This window comes from Streptomyces dengpaensis, from assembly GCF_002946835.1.
Taxonomy (GTDB): domain Bacteria; phylum Actinomycetota; class Actinomycetes; order Streptomycetales; family Streptomycetaceae; genus Streptomyces; species Streptomyces dengpaensis.
In genome coordinates this window covers 1,728,393-1,753,169 of sequence record NZ_CP026652.1, presented here as the reverse complement: position 1 = coordinate 1,753,169, position 24,777 = coordinate 1,728,393, and the positions used below count along the sequence as shown (strand labels likewise).

The 24,777-nt window shown below is 66.1% G+C and carries 17 protein-coding genes and 2 pseudogenes; 9 read left to right on the top strand and 10 right to left on the bottom strand.

The window, feature by feature from the left end; all coding sequences use genetic code 11:
- The first annotated feature begins 286 nt into the window (after positions 1–286).
- The 3 genes from C4B68_RS43075 (at position 287) to C4B68_RS08030 (ending at position 2,610) form a co-directional block, all read left to right on the top strand.
- Positions 287–598 carry a BON domain-containing protein gene (locus tag C4B68_RS43075; protein ID WP_240634253.1) on the top strand — a complete coding sequence of 104 codons (312 nt, stop codon included), beginning with the start codon at positions 287–289 and terminating at the stop codon, positions 596–598.
- Positions 599–742: 144 nt separating this feature from the next.
- On the top strand, positions 743–1,576 hold the full coding sequence (gene ppk2, locus C4B68_RS08035; RefSeq protein ID WP_099498702.1) for a polyphosphate kinase 2: 834 nt from the start codon (positions 743–745) through the stop codon (positions 1,574–1,576).
- Between the two features lie 41 nt (positions 1,577–1,617).
- Positions 1,618–2,610 (top strand): Acg family FMN-binding oxidoreductase, encoded by a 993-nt coding sequence (locus C4B68_RS08030; protein ID WP_240634251.1) that lies wholly within the window; start codon positions 1,618–1,620, stop codon positions 2,608–2,610.
- A 41-nt stretch (positions 2,611–2,651) separates the two neighbouring features.
- On the opposite strand, the pseudogene C4B68_RS44680 reads toward C4B68_RS08030, so the two are convergent.
- Both C4B68_RS44680 and C4B68_RS08025 read right to left on the bottom strand, forming a co-directional pair.
- A pseudogene (locus C4B68_RS44680) lies at positions 2,652–2,776 on the bottom strand (alcohol dehydrogenase); the annotation flags it as partial.
- A 66-nt stretch (positions 2,777–2,842) separates the two neighbouring features.
- On the bottom strand, positions 2,843–3,307 hold the full coding sequence (locus C4B68_RS08025) for a universal stress protein (protein ID WP_099498701.1): 465 nt from the start codon (positions 3,305–3,307) through the stop codon (positions 2,843–2,845).
- Between the two features lie 266 nt (positions 3,308–3,573).
- Here C4B68_RS08025 and C4B68_RS08020 point away from each other — a divergent pair, with 266 nt between their 5' ends.
- Entirely contained in the window at positions 3,574–4,446 is an 873-nt protein-coding gene (locus C4B68_RS08020) for a potassium channel family protein (protein ID WP_099498700.1), read from the top strand.
- 678 nt (positions 4,447–5,124) lie between these two features.
- Entirely contained in the window at positions 5,125–6,099 is a 975-nt protein-coding gene (locus tag C4B68_RS08010; protein ID WP_240634249.1) for a hypothetical protein, read from the top strand.
- A 221-nt stretch (positions 6,100–6,320) separates the two neighbouring features.
- Here C4B68_RS08010 and C4B68_RS08005 read toward each other — a convergent pair whose 3' ends face one another.
- Complete coding sequence (locus tag C4B68_RS08005; RefSeq protein ID WP_099498699.1) at positions 6,321–6,947, bottom strand: DUF6000 family protein; 627 nt, start codon at positions 6,945–6,947, stop codon at positions 6,321–6,323.
- Positions 6,948–7,184: 237 nt separating this feature from the next.
- On the opposite strand from C4B68_RS08005, the pseudogene C4B68_RS43065 reads away from it, so the two are divergent.
- Both C4B68_RS43065 and C4B68_RS07995 read left to right on the top strand, forming a co-directional pair.
- A pseudogene (locus C4B68_RS43065) lies at positions 7,185–7,268 on the top strand (GNAT family N-acetyltransferase); the annotation flags it as partial.
- A 93-nt stretch (positions 7,269–7,361) separates the two neighbouring features.
- Entirely contained in the window at positions 7,362–7,718 is a 357-nt protein-coding gene (locus C4B68_RS07995; RefSeq protein WP_099498698.1) for a hypothetical protein, read from the top strand.
- A gap of 74 nt (positions 7,719–7,792) precedes the next feature.
- Here the strand turns inward: C4B68_RS07995 and C4B68_RS07990 are convergent, their stop codons facing one another.
- The 4 genes from C4B68_RS07990 to C4B68_RS07975 all read right to left on the bottom strand — a co-directional run bounded on the left by C4B68_RS07990 (position 7,793) and on the right by C4B68_RS07975 (position 13,338).
- Positions 7,793–9,688 (bottom strand): SMI1/KNR4 family protein, encoded by a 1,896-nt coding sequence (locus C4B68_RS07990; protein ID WP_099498697.1) that lies wholly within the window; start codon positions 9,686–9,688, stop codon positions 7,793–7,795.
- 138 nt (positions 9,689–9,826) lie between these two features.
- Positions 9,827–10,867 (bottom strand): IS110 family RNA-guided transposase, encoded by a 1,041-nt coding sequence (locus C4B68_RS07985; RefSeq protein WP_099498696.1) that lies wholly within the window; start codon positions 10,865–10,867, stop codon positions 9,827–9,829.
- Between the two features lie 469 nt (positions 10,868–11,336).
- On the bottom strand, positions 11,337–11,612 hold the full coding sequence (locus C4B68_RS44675; protein ID WP_099498695.1) for a helix-turn-helix transcriptional regulator: 276 nt from the start codon (positions 11,610–11,612) through the stop codon (positions 11,337–11,339).
- A 502-nt stretch (positions 11,613–12,114) separates the two neighbouring features.
- Positions 12,115–13,338, bottom strand: coding sequence for a hypothetical protein (locus C4B68_RS07975; RefSeq protein ID WP_099498694.1), 1,224 nt, complete (start codon positions 13,336–13,338; stop codon positions 12,115–12,117).
- Between the two features lie 849 nt (positions 13,339–14,187).
- Between C4B68_RS07975 and C4B68_RS07970 the strand changes: the two genes are divergently transcribed.
- Together C4B68_RS07970 and C4B68_RS07965 are read left to right on the top strand one after the other, a co-directional pair.
- On the top strand, positions 14,188–15,798 hold the full coding sequence (locus C4B68_RS07970) for an ATP-dependent nuclease (RefSeq protein WP_099498693.1): 1,611 nt from the start codon (positions 14,188–14,190) through the stop codon (positions 15,796–15,798).
- A complete protein-coding gene (locus C4B68_RS07965; RefSeq protein WP_099498692.1) occupies positions 15,785–16,819 on the top strand; it encodes a UvrD-helicase domain-containing protein in 1,035 nt (344 codons plus the stop codon). Before C4B68_RS07970 ends, C4B68_RS07965 begins: the two co-directional genes overlap by 14 nt.
- Positions 16,820–17,284: 465 nt before the next feature.
- On the opposite strand, the gene C4B68_RS07960 is transcribed toward C4B68_RS07965, so the two are convergent.
- The 3 genes from C4B68_RS07960 to C4B68_RS07950 are packed head-to-tail and all read right to left on the bottom strand — an operon-like array spanning position 17,285 to position 24,347.
- Positions 17,285–19,906: an RNaseH domain-containing protein gene (locus tag C4B68_RS07960; RefSeq protein ID WP_099498691.1), complete on the bottom strand. Its 2,622-nt coding sequence runs from the start codon at positions 19,904–19,906 to the stop codon at positions 17,285–17,287.
- On the bottom strand, positions 19,906–23,214 hold the full coding sequence (locus C4B68_RS07955; RefSeq protein WP_167459045.1) for a hypothetical protein: 3,309 nt from the start codon (positions 23,212–23,214) through the stop codon (positions 19,906–19,908). Before C4B68_RS07955 ends, C4B68_RS07960 begins: the two co-directional genes overlap by 1 nt.
- On the bottom strand, positions 23,211–24,347 hold the full coding sequence (locus C4B68_RS07950) for a restriction endonuclease-related protein (RefSeq protein ID WP_099498690.1): 1,137 nt from the start codon (positions 24,345–24,347) through the stop codon (positions 23,211–23,213). The genes C4B68_RS07955 and C4B68_RS07950 overlap by 4 nt, the downstream gene beginning before the upstream one ends.
- Positions 24,348–24,777: the final 430 nt, after the last annotated feature.

The window sequence follows — 24,777 nt, the reverse complement described above, 5'->3', positions numbered from 1 at the left end:
ACCCGCCCGCGCACGGAAGGGGCCGTGCCGGTACATCACATGCCCGCATCCGGACGGATCGAACACAAGCGGCTTCAAGGAACCCCACAGTGGATCCGTCCGGATGCGGGTGGATGTACCGGCGCGGCCCCGCCCCCCAACGCACGGCGGGCGAACCACTCCCCGGCGGACACCGGGCGAACCGCCCCCAGCGCAGGGCGGACAAACCACCCTCCGGCGGACACCGGGCGAACCGTTCCCACCCCGGGTCCAGGCGTCGGCCGGCTTCACAGATCAGGAAGAGCAGGTGCCCAGGCACGGCACCAGTCCCGGCGCAGGCGCTGACAAGCGTGTCGGCATCGTCACCCGGCGCGACCTGCCCCAGGCGCGGCGCCCGGACCCGGAGATCCACCACCGGGTCATCGCAGAGATGGTTGTGGACACGCTGGGTCTTGTGCCCGATGCCGTCGATGTGCACGTCGTCGACGGCGTGGTCACGCTGGAAGGGCACCTGGAGAAAGACAGCCAGATCTCCATCCTGCTGCCGCTGGCGGAGCATGTGGACGGTGTGGTGTCGGTGGTCGACCGCCTCACGGCTCGGTCGACGATTCCCGCCTGACGCCACCGCAAACGATCTGTACGAGGGGACGACGGCCATGTCGTAGTCGTAGTTGCAGGAGGGGATGCGCAGGCTGGGGCCACCTTCAGCCCCTTCGTAAGGGAGGTGACGACGGTGCCAGGGACGAAACGTACGAAGAGGGGCATGTCGAAGGGTGGGGGCGGGACCGACCGCCTGCCTCGGGCCCTGTATGAGAGGGAGCTGTTCCGTCTGCAGACGGAGCTGGTGAAGTTCCAGGAGTGGGTAAGGGCCGAAGGGGAGCGGCTCGTCGTTCTCTTCGAGGGCCGAGACGCGGCGGGCAAGGGCAGCACAATCAAACGGGTCACCGAGCATCTCAACCCTCGCGTCGCCCGCATCGTCGCTCTGCCTGTGCCGACCGAGCGCGAGCGCACCCAGTGGTACTTCCAGCGCTACGTTGAGAACCTCCCGGCTGCCGGCGAAATCGTGCTGTTCGACCGCAGCTGGTACAACCGCGCTGGTGTCGAGCGCGTCATGGGCTTCTGCACCCCCGAGGAGTATCGGCGCTTCCTCCGCCAGTGCCCCCTATTCGAACGAATGCTCGTCGAGGACGGGCTGTTGCTGCGCAAGTACTGGTTCTCCGTGAGTGACGCCGTGCAGGAGCAGCGGTTCCGCCGGAGGCTGAGCGATCCCACTCGGCGCTGGAAAATCTCGGCGATGGACCTGGAGTCGATCACACGCTGGGAGGCGTACTCACGAGCCAAGGACGAGATGTTCGTGCACACCGACATCCCCGAGGCGCCGTGGTACGTCGTGGAGAGCGACGACAAGCGCACGGCCCGCATCAACATGATCGCTCATCTGCTGTCCACGGTTCCATACGCCGACCTGCTGCAGCCTGACCTGCGACTTCCGCCCCGCCCGCCGTCCACCGGGTATGAGCGGCCCCCGAGATATCTGCAGACCTACGTGCCGGACCACGCCGCCGCGCTCCTGAACCAGGTCCGGTCCGGACCCTAGCCCAACGTGGTTCGATCGGTCGGTACGACCAGGAGGTTCCCGTGCTCTCATCACTACTCGACACCGCCTCCGTGGCCTCCCTCGTGGAGGACGCCACAGCGGCTCCGTCCATGCACAACGCCCAGCCCTGGACGTTCCGCTTCCTGCGTCACAGCGGCTCCTTGCAGCTGCGCGGCGATCCGGAGCGCGCGATGCCGAAGACGGACCCGGCGCCGCACCGGGCGCTCCACCTCGGTTGCGGCGCAGCCCTGTTCAATCTGCGGGTGACAGCCGCGCACGCGTGCCGGGAACCTGTTACGAGGCTGCTCCCCGACCCGGCCGACCCCTGGCTGCTCGCCGAGGTGAACCTCGCCGGCCCGGTACGCGACGACGATGATCTCGCTGTCCTCCACCCCGCCATCCGCCGCCGGCACACCAGCCGGTTTCCCTTCACCGACGAGGAGATCCCGGAAAGCATCCTCGACGGCCTGTGCGGCGCCGCGCTGCTCGAGGGCGCGCGGCTGTACGTTCCCGACGCATGGCATGTGCGGTCGGTACTGGACCTGGTGCACGACGCGGAAGGCCGGGAGGCGATGGACCCCGAGGCGCGGGCCGAAACGGCCCGTTGGACGCAAACGGACATCAATGACGGTGCACCACGGCCCGAGGGGATCCCGGCCTATGCGTTCGGTCCCCGCCAACGCGACGTCACCGCCCCCGTGCGGGACTTCGCGGGCAGGCAGACCGTTCCGGGCCGTGGCTCGGCGACCTTCGAGAAGTGGCCCTGTCTCGTGCTGCTGGGCACAGCCGACGACCGTCCCACGGACTGGCTGCGGGCCGGCCAGGCACTGGAACGCGTCCTGCTCCAAGCCACCCTGGACGGCCTGGTCACATCCCTGACCTCACACGCGCTCGAATGGCCCGAACTGCGGTGGGCCGTGCGTGATCCCGGTTCGGCGATGGGCCACGTGCAGATGGTGATCCGCCTCGGATACGGACCCACGGGGCCGGCGACCCCACGCCGTCCGGTGGGTGATGTCCTCGACATCGTGTGACACCGCCTGCGCGAGCTCGTCGCTGATCAGCCCAACGCGGGCCCGGCCCATGTGCACAGGGCCGAGATCCACAGGTCTTCGAGGTGCGGGGCCGCGGGCTTGCCATGGACGCCCGTGTTGGCGACGCGGCCCACGGGGCGCGCACCATGCGGGTGCACATTTCGAATCGCCCGGCCGGCTGTTCAGGGCGCCGGCTCCCGGTCGCGCCTTGCTGTCCATGCGGCGCCGTGCCTTACGAGGCCGTGGCGCCCCCCACGGTGACGTCAGGACGGACGATGACGACCGGACACTTCGCATGCAGCGCGCACTGCTGGCTTACCGAGCCGAGCAGCGCCCGCACGAACCCTCCCCGGCCACGGCTGCCCACCACCAGCACCTCGGCGCCCTCGGACGCGTTCAGCAACACCTCGGCCGGATTGCCGTGCACCAGAAGCTCCCGCACCTGGGAGGCAGCCGGCTCACCGAGCACCTCACGAACCTCGTCGACAAGACCTCGCTCGGCGGCCTCCGTGTCCAGGTCGACATCCGCTGCCGGCGCTGACCATCCATGCGCACCGGGCAGCCCGTAGGCCGCCACCGCTTCTACGGCTCCTCCGACCAGGCCGGCATACCGGACCGCCCAGCGCAGCGCCGCATGCGACGAGGGGGAACCGTCGACGCCGACCACGACGCGCGGAGCCGAATCAGGCCTGTCCATGCCGCTCCACCTCTCTGTATGCCCGTGGCAGCCACGCTGCGCGATTCCAGGCAGGTCCGCCATGTGAGGGCCGCCGAGAGGGGCAGAGAGGCGGCGTGCGCCGGTCGGGGGCCGACGGCCCCATCGGCTGACCCGCACACAGTGCCGGTCAGCCGATGCAAGGTGAACCCGCGCAGCGACGTCCCAGCACCGCGCGTGGCCTGCACAGGGCCGAGGGGGCAGCCGTGCATGCTGGCAGCGCGTACGCCGCACCTTGGGAGACGCGTATGAAATGGCTGGTCTCGTTGGTCGGAGCAGTGCTGGTGATGGTCGCTCTGAGAGATCTTTTCCACACCCTGTGGCACCCCACCCGGCACGGAGGGCTCAGCCGACACGTCATGACGACGTTGTGGAAACTGTCGCAGCGGCTCCCCCTGCGCAGACGGGCGGCCGGACTCGCCGGGCCGCTCGCCATGGTGACCGTGGTGGCCATGTGGGCGGGCAGCGTCATCGTGGGCTGGGCGCTGATCTACTGGCTCCATATGCCGGACGCCTTTTCGTTCGCTGCCGGCCTGAAGCCCGCGGAGCACGGCGGGCTCGTGGACGCGCTCTACATCTCCATGGTCACCGTGACGACTCTTGGACTCGGCGACATCGCCCCGGCGGTGCCATGGCTGCGCATTGTCGCCCCTCTGGAAGCCCTGGTCGGCTTCGTCCTGCTGACTGCCACCGTCTCCTGGGTGCTGGAGATCTATCCGGCGCTCACGCGCAGACGCGCTCTGGCCCTGCGTCTGTCGCAGCTGCAGCGCAACGACCCTTCACCGATGCAGCTCGACTCCCCCGTGGGGGCCGCCATCCTGGACAGCCTCTCCGTTGACGTGGCACGCGTCTCCGTCGACTTCCTCCAGTACGCCGAGTCCTACTACTTCCACGACGGCGAGGACCACACATCACTGGCCGCCACAGTCAGGTACGCAGCCGAACTGGCCGAACGCGGCAGCAACACCCAGCACGCCGAGGTCCGGCTCGCCGCCTCTGTGCTCACCACGGCGCTGGAGGACCTTGCCTCCATCCTCGACGAGCGGTTCCTGCACCGCGGTGGCTCGGTGCACGACATCTACCGTGCCTACGCGGAAGATCACGACAAAAACCGGTCTTGAGGGCGCCCTCCTCGGACTGCGCCCCACCCTCGCCCTCCGGCTACGTCCTGGAGCACGAGACCGGACACGCGAACGCGAAGACCACCAAGAGGTGGTACGTCAAGCCGGATGCAGAGGATCTTCGCGAAGCCGCCACAACGTGGGACGGCTTGCACGGGGGTCCGACCCAAGCGCGTGAGAAATGGTGAGATGTGAGAGCGTGCAGGGCGTGAGTGAGAGCGTGACGAACACCCTGCAATGCCGCTTTGACGGGCCAGAAGACGCCCCAGTCCTGATCTTGGGACCCTCGCTGGGTACCACATGGCACATGTCGTAGAAACCGTCCACGGGCGTCCAGCTGGTCCAGGGTGAGCGCGTAAGTCCAGGTCAGAGCCTTGTGACATGAGTGCATCCGCGGGGTTGGTGACACGCCTGTGATCGCTCGTGACACGTGAGGACCCCCGTCGGCTTGCTCCGGCGGGGGTCTTGCGTAGACGGGGACCGCGTCCGCACGCTGATGGCAGGTGAGCCACGGGCATGCGCGCATGGTCTCGTCCTGCGGGTTCCAGGAAGGCATCGGTACCCCGAGACGAGGGTGCTCTTTCGGAGGGGGACAGCGGCTCGCACCTTCGGGTCCTGCGACTGCAGGGCACAATCGTTCGCACGTCGTTGCTGGCGTGGGGTCTGGGGAGGGGCGTCGTGAAGTTCAGGAAGAGAACGCTGGAACTGCTGGGCGATCTCATTTGCGGGAACCTCGGTGCGGACGTCCCTCAGGGTGATGCCGAGCCTGCGTACTTCCCGTACCGGTCGAGCATGTACATCACCGAGTTCTTCGGGGAACTCGATATGGACTGGGAGCATGACGGTTCGACGCGGCACCGTTGGGTCGCGGGTGTGCTTGAGCAGTTGCTGGCGGAGCCGCACGAGGGACCTGCGCACCCGCCGGAGTCCTTTTCCAGGGTGATCGACCACCTGATGAATCCCGCGGACGCTCTCAACGAGGGGCTCGACCGGCCCAATGCCTTGCGGCTGCTGAACAATGCACTTGCCCGTGAGGGGTTCGAAGCCTTCTACGGGGAGGACAAGCACTGCTACCTGCGGCACATCGGAACGAACACCGTCTCGGTGCTGGCCAAGAACCCACATCGTCCCCTGAGTGCCGCCGAGATGCAGCGACGTGCGGCTCTTGCTGCGTTCTTGGACACGTGCAGTGAGGATGCGCTCACGAGCAGGTGCTGCTGCCTCTTTTCCGGCAGGTGGGGTTTCAACGGATCACAGCTGCCAGGCACCGGGACAAAGGCTCAGCACTTCCTGTACTTCGGTATCCAGGTGAAGCGCGGGAAGCTGGACGCTATGGGAAAGTCCAGGGCGGGCAATGCCAACGTTGCTGAGATTCATAACCAGGCTCTGATGATGCTGGCGCACGAGATCTTCGACCCCGAGACCAACCGGCGCGTTCTCGTTGATCATGCTTTCATCGTCGCTGGCGGCGAGATCACCAAGGCTGCACGCAACTGGCTGGGCAATGCTTTGGACGCGGCGAAGCGGAGCCAGATCATGTTCATGGATCGCGACGACATCCTGAACCAGTTCGTTGTGACCAACTTGCCGCTTCCCGAAGGTGTACTGCCCGGTGCGATGCCATCAGGCGGTACCGCGGAAGCGCCATTCTGATGCGCTGATGCAGCTTCTCCCACCTGCCGGTCAGGCAGCGCCTTGACCTTGGCACGCGACGTACAGCATTGCCAGGGCAGCCGCCGGTGCCCAGTCTGTGCCACCACGATTGCCCTATTCCTCAGCGCCACAATAGCGGCTTGTGCGTTGATTATCTGGACAACCTTGAGTTGCGGGGCGGTGGGTCCCTTCGATCAGGTGTCACCCCTCTGAGGACGACGTCATCCGTTCCTTGCCGGGCGGTGCTCGGCGCTCTCATCGGCGAAGACGCAGAGACGGCTGATGGCCTCGCGATAGCTGTCCGGCGTGCCGTGGTGCTCCTTGCGGGGCGGTCCGTCGATCCACTGATGCCAGAGGCCTTCCGCGGTCAGGAATCGGGCTGCTTGATCGGCACGGAGCTTGGCGTCGAGGTGGAGGAGCGCGCCCAAGGCGGCCGGCTGGTCGTAGTAGAGGTCGAGGCGTCGCAGGTAGCGATCGAGGTAGGCAGCCAGCAGGTCCGCGTCGGCGGGAGTCGCGAACGTGGCGAAGGTGACGCAGTAGGCCGAGCCTGCGAAGCAGACCTCGCTGGCAAGCAGCATTTCGCCGAGGCGTTCGCGGAACTCAGTTCTGTGGGCGACGGCGATGAGCCAGGCTGCGGTTTTGCGTTCGCGCCACGTGCCTTCGAGTAGGATGGTCAGCTCGCGGGGCGTGATGTCGTCGGCGGCCTCGCCGAGCTCCCGTGTGAACTTGGTGCGTTCAGGCTCGGTCATGCGCATGAGAGGGCCGCCGAGTTTGAGATAGCGCCTGTCGGGCGTGACGTAGCGGTGGACAAGAGCGAGCAGCTCGGGGTCCTCGTTGGCGTAACGCATAGCCGCATCCTGTCCTGGGCGAAGCCGTGCGACCAGTGTTTTTCTCAGTCGCACTGGTCAGTCGGCCGACCCGTCGTGTGGTTCGCCGAGGTCATCGAAGAGGCTGGTGGTGCGGTCGGCGACGCGCTGGTGGCGATCGATCTCCCGCACGAGTGGTTCCCGGGAGCGGTGCAGAACGCCTGCCCGAGCAGCCGACCCGCCGCATGAAGGCACTCCTCGGTGCGAAATACTCTTCCGATGAGTTCACGCACTTCGCCGATCAGCCAGCCGATCACGATACGGAGGGCCGTCGCGCGGGATGCCAAACGGCTCACGCGGCTGGCTCCGTGATCACCGCGCGTCGTGCCCGGGTGTGGGCGACAGTCGCTCCTCTGGGCGTGGTGCCCGGCAGGCACGATGCACGGGGCGGGGTCGATGGAGGACGTACGGGAGCTGCTGGCCGAGTACGGTCAGTGTCACAGTGACGAGGTGTCGGAGCGGGACAGGCACCGGCTCCTGGTCAACGTGGTGGCGGCTCTGATCCGGCGGACCGACGCCGAGGCGACGGTGGACTACCACTCGCCCGATGATCCGGCCGTGTTCTTCGAACTCGCCGGACGCGACTACGTGATCACCGTGACGGCTGCGTCAGGCACCGATGTGGCCGAGTCGGCCAGCGCTGCGGTGCGGGCCCTCGATCAGCGGGACCTGGCTCCTGGTGTGCGGTGGGTCCTGGTGTGTGCGAGGACTCAGGGCGGCGGTGTAGCCACGGTGTACGGCTGGGCAGGGTGACAATGCCGAATACGACGACCGCCTCTTCGCCCGGGTGGCCGAGGCCGTGGTCGCCGCTCTGCGGTAGCGTCGCCTCAGGGGCGACGCCGTACGAAGCCCAGGTAGGCGAAGCCTTCGCCCTCGCGCGGCGCCCGGGTCCAGGACCGGGTGGTGAACATGGGGAGGCTGCCCTGGGACAGGGCGAAACAGGGAAGCGAGATGCCCAGTTCGGCGTGCAGGGTTTCCAACAGGCGTACCTCTCGGTCAAGATGGGTGTCAGGTGAGCCGACAAATCGCGCGGGATCCAGGGTGTTGGGTATCGCACCCGAGCGCCGGATGTCGTTGCCCCGCACCGTGAACGCATAGAGTTCCACGCCGCGTTCGGCCACCGAGACATGGAATGCGGCCGGGTGATCAGCCAAGTGCCGCTGCGGCTCACGCCACACCACCACGGCGCGACCCGACGCGGAGGCGGCCGCGGCGGGGGACTGGAACAGGTGATTGATGCCCTGGCGGGACTGGCCGTCGAAGGCGAAGGCCCACCCCTCGCTGCAGCGGCCGGCCATGACCGCGGCCCGGTCCTCCCAAAGCTCGACGCCCTCCCGCTCGTGGTTCTGCCTCAACGGCCGGTACGCCCTGGCTGCGTGCACGGGCTCACTCAGTTCGGCACCCTCGTCGCCTATCAGAGAGGGTAGGCCGGCGGGGTCGGCGCCCTCGACCCAGACGCAGCGGTACGCGTCGAATGGCCGCCCATGTATCCCGGTCGTCGTCAGCCAGGTGAGACCCGGCGGGTCGAGATCGGGCGCCGGCTCGGGAGCGGGCCCGGACTCGCCTGCGCGCGGAGTCGCGAGGATCTCTCGCCCGCGCTGCGGAGTGATCAGCGACCCCAGAACCGGATCGGCGAGCAGACCAAGGGGCGCGAGCAGCAAAGGCCCAGGTGGTATCCACTGCGTAAGCGCGTCGCGCAGCATTCGCCACGCGGCATCGGTCGCTCCCCATCGGGCCGACTCCCGGGCCTCGTTGACGGCCCGGCCCCACGCACCCGGCGGCGCATAGCGATGGGTGCCGTCGCGAAGCGCGCTCAACAGGGCCTCGGCGATTTCCCGGTCGACCCCACGGGCGGCCATCATCCCCAGCCAGTGGTCGTCTCCGCCCAGTCGCCATTCGCCGGAGGCCGGTTCGATGGCCGACACCGTAAGGAGCTCGGGCAGATAGCGGGGGTCAGCCACAAGGGAGCCGTAGTCCCGCTGAGCGCGGGGAGCCGCCAGATGCTGCAACTGGTTCAGCAGAATGGCGCTGTTCGGTCGTCCGAAGGACCGCGCCTCCTCGAGCAAGGGCAGGGCCTCCTCATGCCGTCCGCGCAGGGCGAGGAGGCGGGCCTCCTCGACCCGGGCGTCCTGGGCGCGCGTGGTGGCGTTCTCGAAGCCCGGCCGCCCCACCCGGTCGCCGTGGAAGCTCCGGTACATGGCCTCCATGTAGGCACGAAACGACGGGTAGCGGTCCGGGCATTCACCGCTCCAGCCCTTGTAGATGTAGAGCGCCCACTCGCCGTGCTCGTCGCGGTCGCCCGGGTCGAGCAGAGCCAGCGTCATATCGGAGTCCGTCTCCAGGCGCAGCGATCGCTGCCACATGCCGGCGAGCAGGACTTCCTGCTCGCGCGGGTCGTCGCCCAGATTCTCTTCGTACACCTCGGTCAATCCGTACGGATCCCGGGACCAGTCGATGTCCGCGATCCCACCGAGCTGATAGACCCCGGCCGTCTGCTCCACACGCCATCCGTCGCTCGTGGCCAGGAACTGGCGGTAGGAGGGCGGCAGTCGCTTCCCCAGCCGCTTCTCGACCGTGGTGATCGCGGCCTCGTCCGCCCCTGGCCTGCCCAGCCTGACGGGACCTGGACCGCCGTCCCCGTCCTCCTCGTGCTCGGCGCGGGGAACCCACTCCTCCTGCCAACGGCCGAGGAAGTCGTGCCAGTTGAAAGACTCGTCGCTCATGGCCGAGATCGTGCCAGCCACCACTGACAACGAGTCACTCAGAAGGCATCCGCCGTCCGTTCTTGACGGCGGTTGGTCCGGGATGGTGCGTTGTCGGTGCTGGGCTGGCGGGGCGTGTCCCGATAGCGCCTCTGTGTGTCAAGCTGCGGTTGCGAGATGGCTGCGACGGTCTCGTTTCATGATTCGGTAGACCACGTTGGAGAGGCGTCGTTTCAGGGCCCGGCGGGCCTCTGCGGGCGTCTTGCCTTCCGCGATCTTGCGCAGGTAGTAGTCCTGGCCGCGACCGGGATTGCGGATCTGGCAGACGGCGATGATGTGAAGCGCGGAGTTCAGGGCACGGTTTCCGCCGGTGTTGAGCCGGTGCCGGATGTTCTTCCCGCTGGAGGCGTCCAGCGGTGCCGCGCCAACATAGCTGGCGAAATGGTGTTCAGTCGGGAAGCGATCGATGTCGCCGATGTGGCCGAGGATCCTCGCGGCGAGCACGGTGCCCAGGCCCGGCAGCGACGTCAGCGTGGTCTGTGACGCGGCCAGGGCGTCGCGTATCTGGGCCTCGTTCGCCTTGGCCTGCTGGTCCAGCCGACGCAGGTGGGCCAGCAGATCACGGGCTATGTCGCGGCGGCAGTTGTCGGTGGCCGTGATCGGGCGGATGCCCTTCATTAGCGTGGCGGCCTTGTCCGCCGAGAGGCCGGTGGGGGCTCCGCCGGGCAGCAGGTCGCGCAGGACGGCGTGGAGGCGGTTGGTGGTGCGGGTCCGCTCGTTGACCAGGTCGTCATGACGCTCTGTGAGCAATCGGAGGATGGTGGACTGGTCCTCCGGAGTGACCTTGCGCAGGTCCTGGCGGAAGAGCGCGACCTGGGCGACGTGCAGGGCGTCGGCGGGGTCGGTCTTGCGGTCCCCTCCGGTGGCCAGCAGGCGTGCACGCGCGGACAGGGTGGAGGGGACGTCCACCACGTCCTCACCCGCGGCAGCCAGTTGCTGGGCGAGCGCGCGGCCCAGGCCGCCGGCGCCTTCGATGGCGAAGCGGCGCTCGGGCCACGGCTCGCACCAGCGCATCAGCTGCGTGAAAGTGCCTGCGTTGACGACGAAGCGCCGCTGGCCGGTCTTGTGGCCTGCGCCGTCCACGGCGACGGCGGTGTGAGAGGACTTGTGGGGGTCGATCCCGATCGTGATCACGCGCATCCCGGTCTGTACTCGAAGCGGCGAAGTATGCGGTGGGCACCCTGACTTGAAGTAGCGGTCGCACACGTTCATGCCTCTGTCGAGCCACACCGCGTGGGTGTCGGCCGGCGGCGGCACGCTATCGGAGAGCCAGCCCATGGGCGGCAAGGGGCACTGCGGGCCCGTGCCGACCGACACCCTGGACGCTACGGCTGCAGACCGCGCGTCTGGGCCCGATTCAACAAGTCAGGGGCCTGCCGATTTTTGTGGCGTCCTCACGATTCTGACCGCCCGGTTGGCCCGGTACCGGCAACGCGACGCGGCCCGGAAAGTCTTCTACCTGGTCAGATAGCCACAGGACCCCGCTCATAGGGGCTGTGACACGTGAGGATCCCCGTCGGCTTGCTCCGGCGGGGGTCCTGCGTAGACGGGGACCTGATACGACGACGCCCCGCCAGCTTGCCGCGGCGGGGCGTCGTCGTGCAGTTGGTCATGACGGATTGGGGCTTGCACTGGAGGCTCCGTTGTACTCCGGCTCGCCGCTCTCGAGTACGCGGAGGAGCGAGGCGGTGACGACGCGGGCGGTGCGGCCTATCGGTAGCACGCGGCATGGGAATTCTCCGCGGCGAACGAGGTCGTAGCTTTTCGATCTCGACAAGCCGAACGCCTGAGCGGCATCCTCGACGCTCGCCGTCCCACTCCAGGTGGCGCGGATGTGCTCGGGGCTGAACTGGCCGTGAGGCGTTTCGCCGCTCTGACTGGGCATTCCTGTCAACAGTGCCTTTCGGGTTAAGTTGCTTCCGCGGCAGTGGGGAAGCGGGGAGACGCGGTGGACTGCCAATAGTCCGAGGAATCACCGGTTTCGGTAACCGGCCATTGACGGATACCCTGCTCCGTTCAGCGTTGGAGGCGAGTTGCATAGGGCCCAATCGGCGCCAGCACCGCTGGTTGGGGCCGTCGGCATTGTCTCCACCTGTTTCCGATGACGCATCATGTGGAGTGCGTTGCCATCCTTGAACCGGTCGCGAAGAGCTCCTGACCTGCGGTTTTGTGCGTGCGCATTATGTGCGGTGTGGGCGTTACGGGCGATATCTTGACGCTGAAATGACGCTCGTTCTGATGGGGCGTCAGGTGGCTTGTCGGGCAGGTCAGACCATGTCGAGGTGGCGAGCGTTGATGGAGCGCCGAGACGACACCCCCACCCGAACAGGGCAGGGGGCTCTGACACCAGGTGACACAGCGAGTGGCAGCCAGCGGTGGCCGATAGATCACGCCTCATGCTTCCTGCGGCACGAGAAGTGCTCGGGTAGCCCTTCGGGTCCTGGAAGGCTTGCAGGCTGACCACAGCCGAAGCGGCAGAGCGGGATCGCTTGACCCGACGCGTCGACCGGAACCTTGGCGGCTTCGGTTTCCTGGGGGCGGGACTCGAGGACGATCGCGCGGCTGCCACGTCTCTGCTTCGGTTCAGCCCGCACCTCCGAAGCCGGACGGTCTTCGGTGCACCTGTCGCGCCGGTCCCCCTGCCGTACAAATGGCTGGCGCTCCTTGTCGTCCCGGGCGGGACCGTTTGCCTCAAGGTACTGCTGCCACTGCTGTGCGGGGAGCCAACCGTGGTGGCCGCCCCGCTGGAACGGGATCCGCTCACCGGCCGCAGCTTCCACGATGAACCGGGTGAGGGTCAGTCTGCCTTCGCCTGTGAAGGTGCTCGACTGATGGGCGGGCATGAGGACGCGGTGCCAGCCCCCGCAGTACCCGGCGTCGGTGGGGTTCTCCGGGTCGTAGGGCTTCTCGGGGCACCTGGTGAGCGCGCCGTTTTGGCTGCACTGGCCCTCCTCCACGACGAAGTTGCCGTCCTGGACCGCGATGGGGTTCTTCTGCACGCGGATGACGGAGGCCGGTAGGTTGGGTGTACGGACGTAAGGGACGGTGCCAATGCCTGCGTGGTCGGGGTCGGCGAAGTCCCAGACAGACTGAATGCCGCCGCGGCGCCGGAACCCCTCCCGTGCACGCATTCCGCGGGCTGTCTGGGCGCTCAGCTGAGGCTCGTAGCCCAGGATGATGCCGTTGGCGCCGTTGATGCGTACATCGAGGCGCGCGTGCCCGTCTGCGGTCTGCGACTCGATGTCGGCGTGGAAGCCGTGATCTTCGGAGTCCTTCGCGACGCGTTCCTTGCGGGCGAGGTGCTCGTCGGACTCGTGGCTGATGGGCTTCTCCCCGGGTTTCCGGTAGTGGGAGGCAAGCCATACGCCGTCACGCTGGACGAGGTACATGGGGACGCGTCGGCCGCGGAGATCTCGGCAGTCGGGGCAGATGAGCCCGCGCTTTTCGACGGGGACACGTCCTCGCATGCGCAGGAGCACGTTCAGGAGGTCTTGGCCTTGCGGGACGCCGAGGTCGGGACGGTCCAGGTCGAGGTTCCGGCCGGCCGGTTCGTAGTAGACGGGGTTACGGAAGAGGTCTTCGTCGCTGTCGATCTGAAGGTCGTCGTCCATTGCTGCTCCCCGCAGCCGCCATGAGTAGGACTCACGACGCTACGGGGAGGGTCTGACAATCGGGGATGCCCTGCGGAAAAGGGCGCACTGAGAGACGCAGGGGGCAGGGCGCCTACAGCGGGTCAGGTCCGCACAGATCTCAGCGCTTCCTCCGAATCTTCTTCGCTCGTAGCTCCTGTGCGGTGAACAGGGAGGCAAGACCGGGCCATGCCAGGTTGCAGTGGCTGTGCCCGTGCGGACTACCTCGATTCTTATCTCCACGGCCTCGACGCGCTTCTCGAGGCTCATGAGCGAACGGCAGTTCCATCGGTGGAGCTGGCTCTTGCTGGATCCCATGGCATAGGTCTCGCCCTCGTCGAGCTGCGCCTTCCACCGGGCAATGTCCTCGCGGGAGGGTTGCCGCCCGCTGGGAATTGAGGCGCAGTCCTGGCGAATGCGTCAAGCTCGCGGTCCCGCCATGGTGCGTGCGCGTTGCTCCCTCGCGCTCAGCCCGTGGGAGCCGACCACATCTGGCCTGCGCCTCGGAATCGGTAGCCCGGCACACAACGAAGCGCCTCTACCGATATTTGCAGGCGCTTATTGTTACCAGTGCGTCAATTTTGTCAGGTACGGCTACTGCGGTCACCCATCAGCCAAATGGCGACGGAGAAGATACCCACCGGAGTGGCGACCCATAAATAGAGAGCTTGTTCGATTAAGTCGCCTTCTTCCTGGAGCTAGCGTGACGCCTGCTATGCTCCCGTGCCACTTGTTCGAGAGGGTGTAGTGGGGCCTCGTGGGGAGCTTGGTGCCGCTGACCTAATTCGGCACTGGTCTTCGCCCGAAGGAAGTTTCGTACCAGGGGGGTACATGCTTTCCAAGATCGTCATTCGCAACTACCGAATATTCCGGGACTTTACTCTCGACTTCGACCCCAAGATGAACATCTTGGTGGGGGACAACGATGCGGGTAAGTCGACGATTCTGGATGCTATCGAGCTCGGCCTGACCGGTAAGCTGCGCGGACGCCCGCTTTACCAGGACCTGTCACCGTATCTGTTCCACCAAGATGCCGTTGCTGAGTGGATCGCAGCGTTGGAGGTCGGGCGCCCGGTTGCGCCTCCTGAAATCATCATCGACCTCTTCCTGGAAACGTCCTCCGAGACGGCTGGCCTCAAGGGGACTAACAACCTCCTGAAGGTAGATGAACCTGGCGTCCGTGTCCGAGTCGCTTTGAACTCGGACTACGAGGCGGAGTACAAGGAGTTCATCAAGCGGCCTGACAAGGTTCGACTGATCCCCACTGAGTACTACAAGGTTGAATGGCTTTCATTTGACGGGAACGGGGTCACGTTCCGCAGCATCCCGGCTACCGCTTCCTTGATCGATGCTGCCACCATCCACCTGCAAAGCGGTGTCGACTACTACATGCGACACATCTTGAATGACTATCTGGACGCAGACGAGCGCGTGAAACTGGCACGGGCGTACCGGAGTCTTCGGGAGACCTTCGCAGAAGATGCTTCGATCGCAAAGATCAATGGGGACCTGCGAGGCGCCCCGAACGACGTCAGTGACCGCGAGCTGACGCTGAACATCGACGTCTCGCAGAAGTCGAGCTGGGAAAGTGGCATCGTGCCGCACCTGGACGATCTTCCCTACCAGTTCGTCGGCAAGGGCGAGCAGAGCACACTCAAAATCCTGTTGGCCCTCAATAAGAAGGTCGATGACGCGCATATTGTGCTCGTCGAAGAGCCGGAGAACCACCTCTCGTTCCCGAACCTGGGCAAGCTGATCCGCAAGATCAGCGATAAGTGCAAGGACCGTCAGGTCTTCATCACCACGCACAGCTCCTTCGTGCTGAACAAGCTCGGACTGGAGAAGCTCGTCCTGCTGTCCTCCTCCGCAGGCGTCCGCCTTGATCGCCTTCCGGCCGGCACGCAGGAGTACTTCCGGAAGCTTTCGGGATACGACACCCTCCGTCTAGTACTAGCGAAGCGATCGATCCTCGTCGAGGGCCCGTCGGATGAACTGGTCATCCAGCGAGCCCACATGGACACGCATGGCGGCAAGCTTCCAGCTGAGAGTGGCATCGACGTCATCAACGTCCGCGGGCTCTCCTTCAAGCGGTTCCTTGATATCGCGATGCTGCTGCCGCAGAACATCGTCGCCGTTGTTACGGACAACGACGGGAACGACGCCCGGGATGTGCAGCAGCGGTACAGCCGGTATACCGCTCAACCCAACATCAGTGTCCACGTCGGCGAGGACGCGACGTACAAGACCCTGGAGCCGCAGCTGTTCAAGGTGAACGGACTCACTGATCTGAACGCTGTCCTCGGACAGAGCCACAGGACTGACACCGCCCTGCTCGACTACATGAGCAAGCACAAGACTGACTGCGCGCTGGCCATCTTCGAGAGCGACCAGACCATCACGATGCCGTCGTACATCACGGAGGCCATCGATGCGGTCTCCTAACAACCAGGCCATCATCGCGGCGGCCGGCTCGCACAAGACCCAGCACATTATCGACCGGGTCCTCGGTGACCCGACGAAGCGGGTCCTTGTGACGACCTACACCAATGAGAACCTCAGCCAGATTGTGAACAGGCTGAGCGAAGGCACCGGCATCCTGCCGAGTCACGTCACGGTCATGGGCTGGTTCACCTTCCTGATGAACCAGTGCGCTCGCCCCTACCAGAGTTGCGTTCTGGGCGAGACCGGCCTGATGGGTGGCCTTAACTTCCTGGGGCAGCGGGCCCGGTTCACCCGCAAGGACAAGCCGAAGCAGTACTACCTCGATACCGCTGGCGCCGTGTACCGCAATGAGGTCGCGGCCTTGGCGCACGAGGCCAACGAGCGAAGCGGTGGCAGGGTCGTGGACCGCCTTACGGGGATGTACGACCACATCTACGTCGACGAAATCCAAGATATGGCAGGGTACGACCTCGATCTACTGGACGCTCTGATGAAGTCGCCTGTCGGTCTCACGATGGTGGGTGACCCCCGACAGGCGACGTTCGCGACCAATACCGCCACGAGGAACAGGCGGTACCGGGGAAGCGCCATCGTCGACTGGTTCAACGAGCGCATGGACGTCTGCGTCATCGATAGCCGCGTGGAGAGTTATCGCTGCAACCAGGCAATCTGCGACTTCGCAGACGACCTTTACCCGAAGCTGCCCCGCACCATCTCGAAGAACGCGGAACTGACAGGGCATGACGGCATCTTCGACATCCGAGGGTCGGACGTGCCGGGGTACGTAGCGCAGTACTCGCCGGTCGTATTGCGGTGGGACCGGCGTACCAAGACGGGCGATCTTGAGGCGATAAACATGGGCGCCTCGAAGGGCAGCACCTACGACCGGGTGCTCATCTTCCCGACGAAGCCCATGATCACCTACTACAAGACCCGCGACTTCAACGTCCTCAATGAGCAGGCGAAGTTCTACGTCGCAGTGACACGGGCGAGGCATAGCGTGACCTTCGTGCTGCCGTGAATAGGCTGGGGCGATCAGATCTGATGCAGCTGACCTCGCCTGACGAGTACGGTCCCGCTATGAGATACCAGGCTGTAGAGGGTGTCCAGGCGGTTCCGTGACAGTCCGCGGCAGACCCATCATGTGGAGTGCGTCGCGATCTCTGACCGGCAGCTAAGGGCTCCTGAACTGCGGTTTTATTCGTGCGCCTTATGTGCGGTGTGGGCGTTACGGGCGATATCTTGACGCTGAGATGGCGCTCGTGACGCTCATTTTAAGCTCGTTCTGATGGGGCGTCGGGTGTTTGGATGTGCTGGCCAGGCGCACTATTGACTACATGAGTGTGGCCGGGCGTTGAGGGGCTCCTGACGCTAAGCGGTGTCGGTGATCTACGAGTGCGGAACGTCAAGCAGGTTTCCGACTGCTGGTGGTGCACCACTGCATTGTCCAGCGGGAGTGAGCTCGGCTGGCCCTGTCCATGCATGGCTATGACAGGTCATCTTCGTCATCTTGGGCCTCGCCGTCACCAGGATCGTGGCTGCGGAAGTCGGGATGGTCCTGGTCGGTCTTGTAGGCGAGATGGAGCGGGGCCGGACGTAGCGTGCGGTGATCCCACGCGACGGCCTGGTCGCATTGCCGGGCGATGAACGCGACGAGGTCGCCGGGGCGCCAGCTGCCTGGCGTGGGGACGGTGAGCTCGATGCGGCTGGTGGCGTGGAGGTCCTTGTTCATGGGGTTGTAGGTGAGGGTGCTGAAGTCGTCGCGGGTTCGTTTGTTGCCCTCGCGCAGCATGGGCGAGTTTCCGGCTTGCTGGCGTGATTGTTGCGTGAGCATCCACACGGTCGCGTGGGGGTGATGCTTCTCGAAGATGAGAGTGCGCCGGTAGGTGGGGTTCATGGTGGTGAGGTTGTCGACACCGTCGCGGTAGACGGTTGCCGGCCGTGCTGCATGGTGTCCGAAGGCGATGCGTACGGTGGCGACGTCGATGCCGTCGTGAGCGAGACCGCGTCCGGGGTGCGGCGCGGTGCGGAAGGGATTGTCGTCGAGGGCCGGGTAGATGCTGCGGCTGCCTTCCTTGTCCAGGACGAGGACGACACGGTTGCTGGCCTCGGGCAGGACGAGGTTGTCGAGGGCGGTCTCGATGTGGTCTCGGACGGCCCGAGCACCGTCGCCGTTGCGTCCCCAGCGTTCGCTGCCGATCTCTGAGGAGTGGAAGAGGGCACGTCCCTCCGCGATGCGCAGCCATTGCCCGTTTTGGTACATCTCGGTGTACGGCGGGGTTTGAGCGTCGGGCGTGAAGTGCATCGCGACGAGGCAGGCGACGAGTTTGGGGCTGCGGTAGCCCTGGCCTCGTACTCGCTTGTAGACGTGTCGGCGCATGTGGATGCCGACCACGGTTACGGGCTCTGTCAGCGGCGCGTCCATGGACACCTCGGGCGTGGCGCAGATGGCACGAGAGAGACGGTCGTCGATGATGCCGGCGTCCTGGAAGATGTGGCGCAGGGCCGCGCTGGCGGGAAAGTCGGTGTCCTCTTCGCGCGGCGGGGCGTCGGTCTTGACGAGGAACTGGCTCACGATCCTGGTGGCTCCGAGTGCCTTGCGGGTGGCGGGCTTGCCGTCGTGGGGGACGGGCTTGCCGTCCCAGGTGGTCTCGCAGATGACGGCGATGAGTTGGTCGGGGTCGCTGACCTGGAGGGCGCTGTGGCTGCGGATGAGTGCTGCGCGGTCATGGCGGCCGTGCATGGTCAGCTCGGGGATCTTCCGGAATTCCAGTGTGATGGTGGGGGCGACGTCGACGATCTGCCCATCGAAAGCCGTTGCCCGGTCGGCCAGTGCGGCAGGTGTCGCAATCCCGTAGTCCGCCCGGAGTTGACGCAGGATCCGGTGCGGGGTGCTGTCTGCGGAGTACACCGCCACCAGGCGCACTGACTTCCATCCGGCTGCCTCCACGGCCTGTGGCAGCTTGCCGCGGGGGATGGGGCCGCTGGTGATGCTCTTGCCCGGGATGGTGTGGCGGGAGGCGTCGTAGATGATCGGTTGGACGCCGAGGGACTCGGCGATGTGGGTGGTCATGCGCAGGGTGAAGTAGGCGCCGACGCCCTTGCCGACCAGGTGCTTGCCCTTGTTGCGGAAGACCGCCCGGACATGGTCGAGAGCGCCGTCGGCGTTGACGGGCAACGTGACGGGTTTGAGGCCGCACGCCTGGACGATGGCCGCGGTGTGTCCGCGGAAAGTTGTCTTCCAGGTGAGGCGCCCGTCCTTGTCGGTGATCTTTTCGCCGTCGGGGCCGGTGTGGGGGAGATGGCGGACCGGGACGCGCAGCAGGGTGTCGAACTGGGGGTGCTTGAGCATGACGGTTTTGACGTTGCGCCAGTGGTCGGCGACGCGGGTGACGTGGCAGTCGAAGCGCAAGATGGGGTCGGGCAGGCCGCGTTGGGTCTCTCCGGTGACCGAGACGTAGGCCATCGCCCAGCCGGTGCGTTCGTTGGCTCGGCCCTGGTAGATGGTGCGGTAGTAGGGGTAGTCCCAGGCTACGAGTCGTTTGGCGTCGTGGGCGAGCGCCACTCGGAAGGACGTGGCTGGCTGGTCGGGGTGCTGCTGGTCGGTCATGGGGCGGGCTGCCAGTTGCTGGATGGCGGCCCAGCCTGCGGCGTCCTTCCACCACCAGGGCCCGGTGATGTAGCCGCCGTCGTCGCGCTGCAGGACGTCGGTGAGGGGGCGGCAGGCCGTGTTGCGGAAGTCGATGTGCTCGCTGAGGAGTTGGTGCTTGAGGTTGGGGAAGTGCAACTTCTGCCACGTGTCGAAGCAGCGCTTGGTGAGCTTGGCATCTAGGGGGCCGTCGGCGACGATCAGGCTCTGTGCCTCGTCGGGCCCGGTGCTGCGTCGCCGCGAGATCGTGAAGACGATCATGCGTCCGGTGGCGGTGCCCAGGGCCACGCGCAGGGCACCGTGCGGGGTGCGGAAGCCTTCGTCGGGGTCCCACTGGCGTTCGCAGACTTCCCACAAGTCCTCGAACTCGGGGGTGAGCGGGTAGAACCACACCTGTCCCATCAGTTCAGGGCTGAGGGGGAAGTCGGCGGTGTAGAGGCGGGTGGGGCCGGTGGCCATCAGTGGTTGGTCCTTTCGTCGGCGAAGTTGAAGATCGCGGTGAGGGTGTTGCCGTAGATGTTCTGGAGGAGTTCGAGCTGCCCGGTCTTGGCCCAGCCGTTGCGCAGTTCTCGGATGAGTCGCGGCAGGTCGCTGCCGCTTGCGGTGTTGTGGAAGGCGTGGTCGGCGAGGTAGAGGACGCCTTGGTCGCCGCCTCGCCGTACGCGGCCGCCGAGCTGGATGATGCCGATGAGCATTTCGGCGACGATCGACAGGCGCACCTGGTTGGGCAGGGACTGGAAGAAGTGGTGGCTGCGGAAGAGCTCTTCGTGGACTGTGCTGGAGGTGCGGGAGAGTTCGCGCAGCATTTCGGCGGGATCTTGCGAGCGGTTCAGGGTGCTGTAGGCGCGGCTGGAGATGAGCGCGAGGAGCTGGGCGGGTTCGTCCATCAGTGGGATCGGGCGGACGGCGAGGATGACTTCGCCGACCAGGGAGCGCCCGTTGTGGTCGACCATGTTCAGTCCGCGTTCGGCAATGGCGAGCGGTGCGATGAGGATCTTGGCGCTGTTGTGGTGTGGGAAGCGTTCCAGAGCGTCCGAGGGGATCTCATGCCAGGCGGGGCGTCGCCGGAAGTGCGCCGGTACGGCATTCTCGTTCTCGACGCGGGCGGCGACGGCAATGCTGTCCGGGTCGGCGCCGGCGGAAATCATGCCTTCGGCGAGCTGGCCGGCGCCGACGTAGGAGGTGCAGGCGACCAGGATGCGGGCCCGGTGCGCGGTGTTCGCGCGGCTGCCCAGCTTCTTCAGATGTTGCACGATGTGGGACCACAGGGCGCGTCCCATCTGCTGGTGGGCCTGGTCCCGGTGGATGTCTGATGTGCCGGAGATCCGGATGGGATTGTTGCGCTCGTCCACCAGGGGCAGCGGCTTCAGTACAAGGGAGCCGGTGATGTCATCGGGCACGTACCAGGTCGGTGGAGTGATGAGGTGGTGCATGGTGCCGCCGGGCATGTGCGCAGTCGCCGACAGTCCCAACACGATGCGGCGTTGCCCGCACAGTGCCAGCGCGGTGGTGTCGCCGAGCTGAGCGGTGTAGGCGTGAGGATCGCCGGCAAAGGAGGTAAGGGCGAGTTCGGTGCGATGCTTGTCCTCGATGTCATGAATGGCGGTGAAGCCGAAGACCGGTGCGCCAAGCGGGCCGTAGGGGGCGGCGTGCCACTGCTTGTTGTCGTCGAGCATCTCGGCCAGCTGGTTGGCCGCGGTGATACCGGATGCCTTCAGAGAGGTTCCGAAGCGGGTCACGTACTCGATCTGGGCGCGGATCTGCTCCAGGTAGGCCCGTCGCACCAGGAGGTCGACCAGGAGTTCACGGTCGTCATCGTCAAGTGCTGTATCCAACAGCGGAGTTGTGGTGGATCCGATCCGCGCATGCGCGCCGTCGAAGACGGGATCGGCGCCTTCGCGTAGGGCCGTGGTGTCGAGCAGTTCACTGCGCAGCCGGGCCAGGTGGTCCCAGCTGCTGTCGCCGAGACCGGGGATGGCCGGGACGGTCGACTCAGTGAGCTGAGCATCCTCGCTAGGGTTAAACAACTTGCGGAAAGTGTCGATCTGTTCGCGCGTGGGGGAGGAATCCTCCGGGGTGCGCCACAGGCGGGCGGTACACCACGCATCCCAGCGGCGCGGGATGATCAATCGGCGGCGCGCGAGTTGCTGGCGGCTGCGTTCGTTGGGGCCGCGTTGGGCGATGCGTCCGTTGGCCGCGTTGCTCACGTAGCTCTCCGACAAGAATCGCGCCTGGGTGATCTTGGGGTGGATGTAGCGCTCGAGCTCGTACATCAACGCCCCGGCTCGGACGCTGAACTGGTCGTGGAGTTCTTGGAGGGCACTGGGCTGCCTGCTGCCGTAGCGGGCGAGGGTGACGTGATGGGCGCTCTTGGCGAACCCGGTGGCCTGGAAGGCGTCTGCCTCGTCGATGAGCAGGAGATGGGCGAGGCGCAGCAGTGCCTCCTCGACGCTCATGTGGTTGCGCTGCTGCCCCTCGGCCAGCACCGGGACATGGAGGCGGCCGGACATGAGGTTGATGTGGTTGGTGACGATAATGTTCGCGCTGTCGAGTGCTAGCTGGTGGCGGTGTTTGCCGCAGTGGGCGTACCAGGGGCAGCGGTGGCGACGGACCTCGCCGGTGTCCGCGTCGATACCTTCGAAGTCCGAGCAGCGCTCGCGCCCGGGCTGCCACAGGTCGACGTCCTGGGTGTTGGTGGACCTCGCCTGCATGCCGCAGCCGTAGGAGAACTCGGAAAACGCCTGATCCGCCTCATCGAGCCGGCCCTCCTCCAGGTGACTGCGGGCGGCCTTCTCCGCCTCTGCCTGCATGCTGTTCGGTGAGATCAGCGGCACAACCACCGCGTCAGTGCGACCCAGCTCTTTGAGTTCCACGCGTAGTGCGTGGGTGAAGGCGAGCACGCTGTCATTGCGTGGCACCACGATCCCGGTCACATAGCCGTTCAGGACCCCCCATTCGGCCAGCAACTTCGCCAGAACACTCTTGCCGGAGCCGGTGCACGCGCTGAGCACCCTGATGAGCCCGGCGTTGAGCACGAAGTCCTTTTCGGTGAGCAAGGAGCCGTCGGCGTGACGGATGTACTGGAAGAGCCGGTCCAGACTCTGACGTCGGTGGCTTTGGCCGAAGGCTCGATCCAGCGAGTCGGCAATCGACCGAAGGGCCTCGACCGGCACGGACAGCACGGGGCACTCGCGAGGCTTGCCGAAGTCCGGCAACGGCGTCTCGACGTGGGACACATCGAGGACGTAGTGGGCCTGGATGACTCCGTTGCCTGGCCGGCTCGGATCGGGGATCTGCGTGCCGATACGGAAGTGCCCCTGAAGGGCCAGCGGGCGGCTGCGCCCCTCGTCGAGCGCGGCGGCACGCTCATCCAGGATCTCCAGGGCCTCGTCCACCAGCGCGGCAAGCTGCTGGTGGACCGGCTCAGTCACCAGGTAGAGCTCGTCATCGAGGAGAGCGAACCCCTCAGGAATATCGGTGGAGTTGAACAGCTCCTCGACGGCGCGGCGAAACGCGCTCAGGATCGCCAGCCGCCCGGTGCGGTGCAGCAGGAGTCGGGTGACTCGCCGCGTGTCCTCAGACGACAGATCCGGATAGCCCCTCCACAAGTGCGTGTGCCCGGAGACAAGGAAGTGCGCGTCCCGGATCGCAGTCGCGTGCCGGAAGGAGTCGTCACTGCGGTCGGGAAACAGCCGGGCGGCCAAGGCGAGCGCGGCCACAGTGCTCAAGCGCTGCACGCTCATCGAGGCGAGAGGACGACCGTTCACTGCGCCTCCTTGAGAGCCTTGCCGACAAGGGTCTTGAACGCGCGGACGGTCCGGACCTCGTAGCGCCCGGCCGGCAGGGACCGGCGCAGCTGCGCGACCTGCCAGGACCGGTAGTCGGGCACGACCACGTGCCGGGCCCGTGGCGGCCTGGCGACGATCTGGGACGGGGACCTGGTGTCCTTGAGGTCCACCTCGAAGACGCTGCTGCCAGCCCGGACGCTGATGTCCCAGCGGTCCTTGTGCGGCCACTTCGTGATTGCGTCGCCATCGATGCCGGCCTGCTCGGCCAGCCAGCCCATTAGTGACACCTCGGTGATGCCGGGGACGGTGATGTAGCGCCAGACGGCTTCGTGCAGACACACTGTCTCGGCTGCGTGGACCGCGAGGGTCGGCAAGGGGCCGCGCACACGCGGCGCCCCGCCTGCGTCGTGTTCTTGCGTGATGGTGAACTGCCCGACATGCTGCGGATACCGGCACGCCAGCAGGGAGCCGCGCACGTGCATCGGCCACCGACAGACAGGGCAGGGCACGTACCAGGCATTCTGTCCGGAGACGAACTGGCGATCAGGCGGCAGCGGTTCGTACGCCTCGGTGTGCAGGGCTCCGCGCTCGTGCAGTTCGTCGCTGACCTGCTCAACGGTGCCCGCGGGCACTTCGATCAGCATCTGCCGTGTGGCGACGTACTCGTTCTGCCCCGCGGACGAGAGAACCAGATAGATGGAGCGCTCGACCTTCTCAAAGGTCTGCTGAGCCCACCGCGGCACCCAGTCGATCCCTGCTTCGTGGTTCTCGAAGAGGGCCTCGCTGTAATCGGATCCGTACTCGATGGCCTCGCCGGTCAACAGGTCATCGTGGCCCAAGACGCTGAACGAGCCGAGCTCGCTCGGAACGAGATCCCACCGCAGCGGGACCCATGCCCGCATGGGGTGTCGCAAGGCGGCAATCAATTCTGAGGGCGTCGGGGGAGCTGCCGCAGGCGGGAGCAGGCTCAGGAACACCCCGTGCATCCGTGACACCTCACGCCATGCGGCAGGCTCCTCGTGCCGGGTGGCAAAGGCGCGGGCCGCTCGCAAGGCAGTCGTGGTCAGATCACCGACGAGCTTTGCCGTCGGGGCCCCTGCACTCGCCCCCACCGTGGACGGTCGCCTCTCGGCCTGTGATGGTTCCTGCGTCATGGCAGATGATGATGAACCCACCCACTGACAGCGGTTGAGGGCAAGAGCCATTTTCGGCCTAAAAGTCACCGGCTCCCATCGTGCTGGAACCCACTCCTGGCCTGGAGCAATGGTCAAGGTGACACGAAGGGGTGACCGGAAACGAACACGGTGGGAAACGAAAGCTGGCGCAAACCCAATACGGCCAGGGCCGCATTGTCAGACCTCTCCGATAGAGGGGCTTAGCGACCGCCTGCCGGAGCGCCGGACTCGCCACACATAGACGACACGGCCGCAGATCGGCCTGCATGACCGACTGGCCCAGGTCCAAGAAACCGGGGCGAGGCGCCCGCGCACATCGACCGTGGCCTGATCGACTATCGACCGAGGCAACGGGATACCTCTTGCA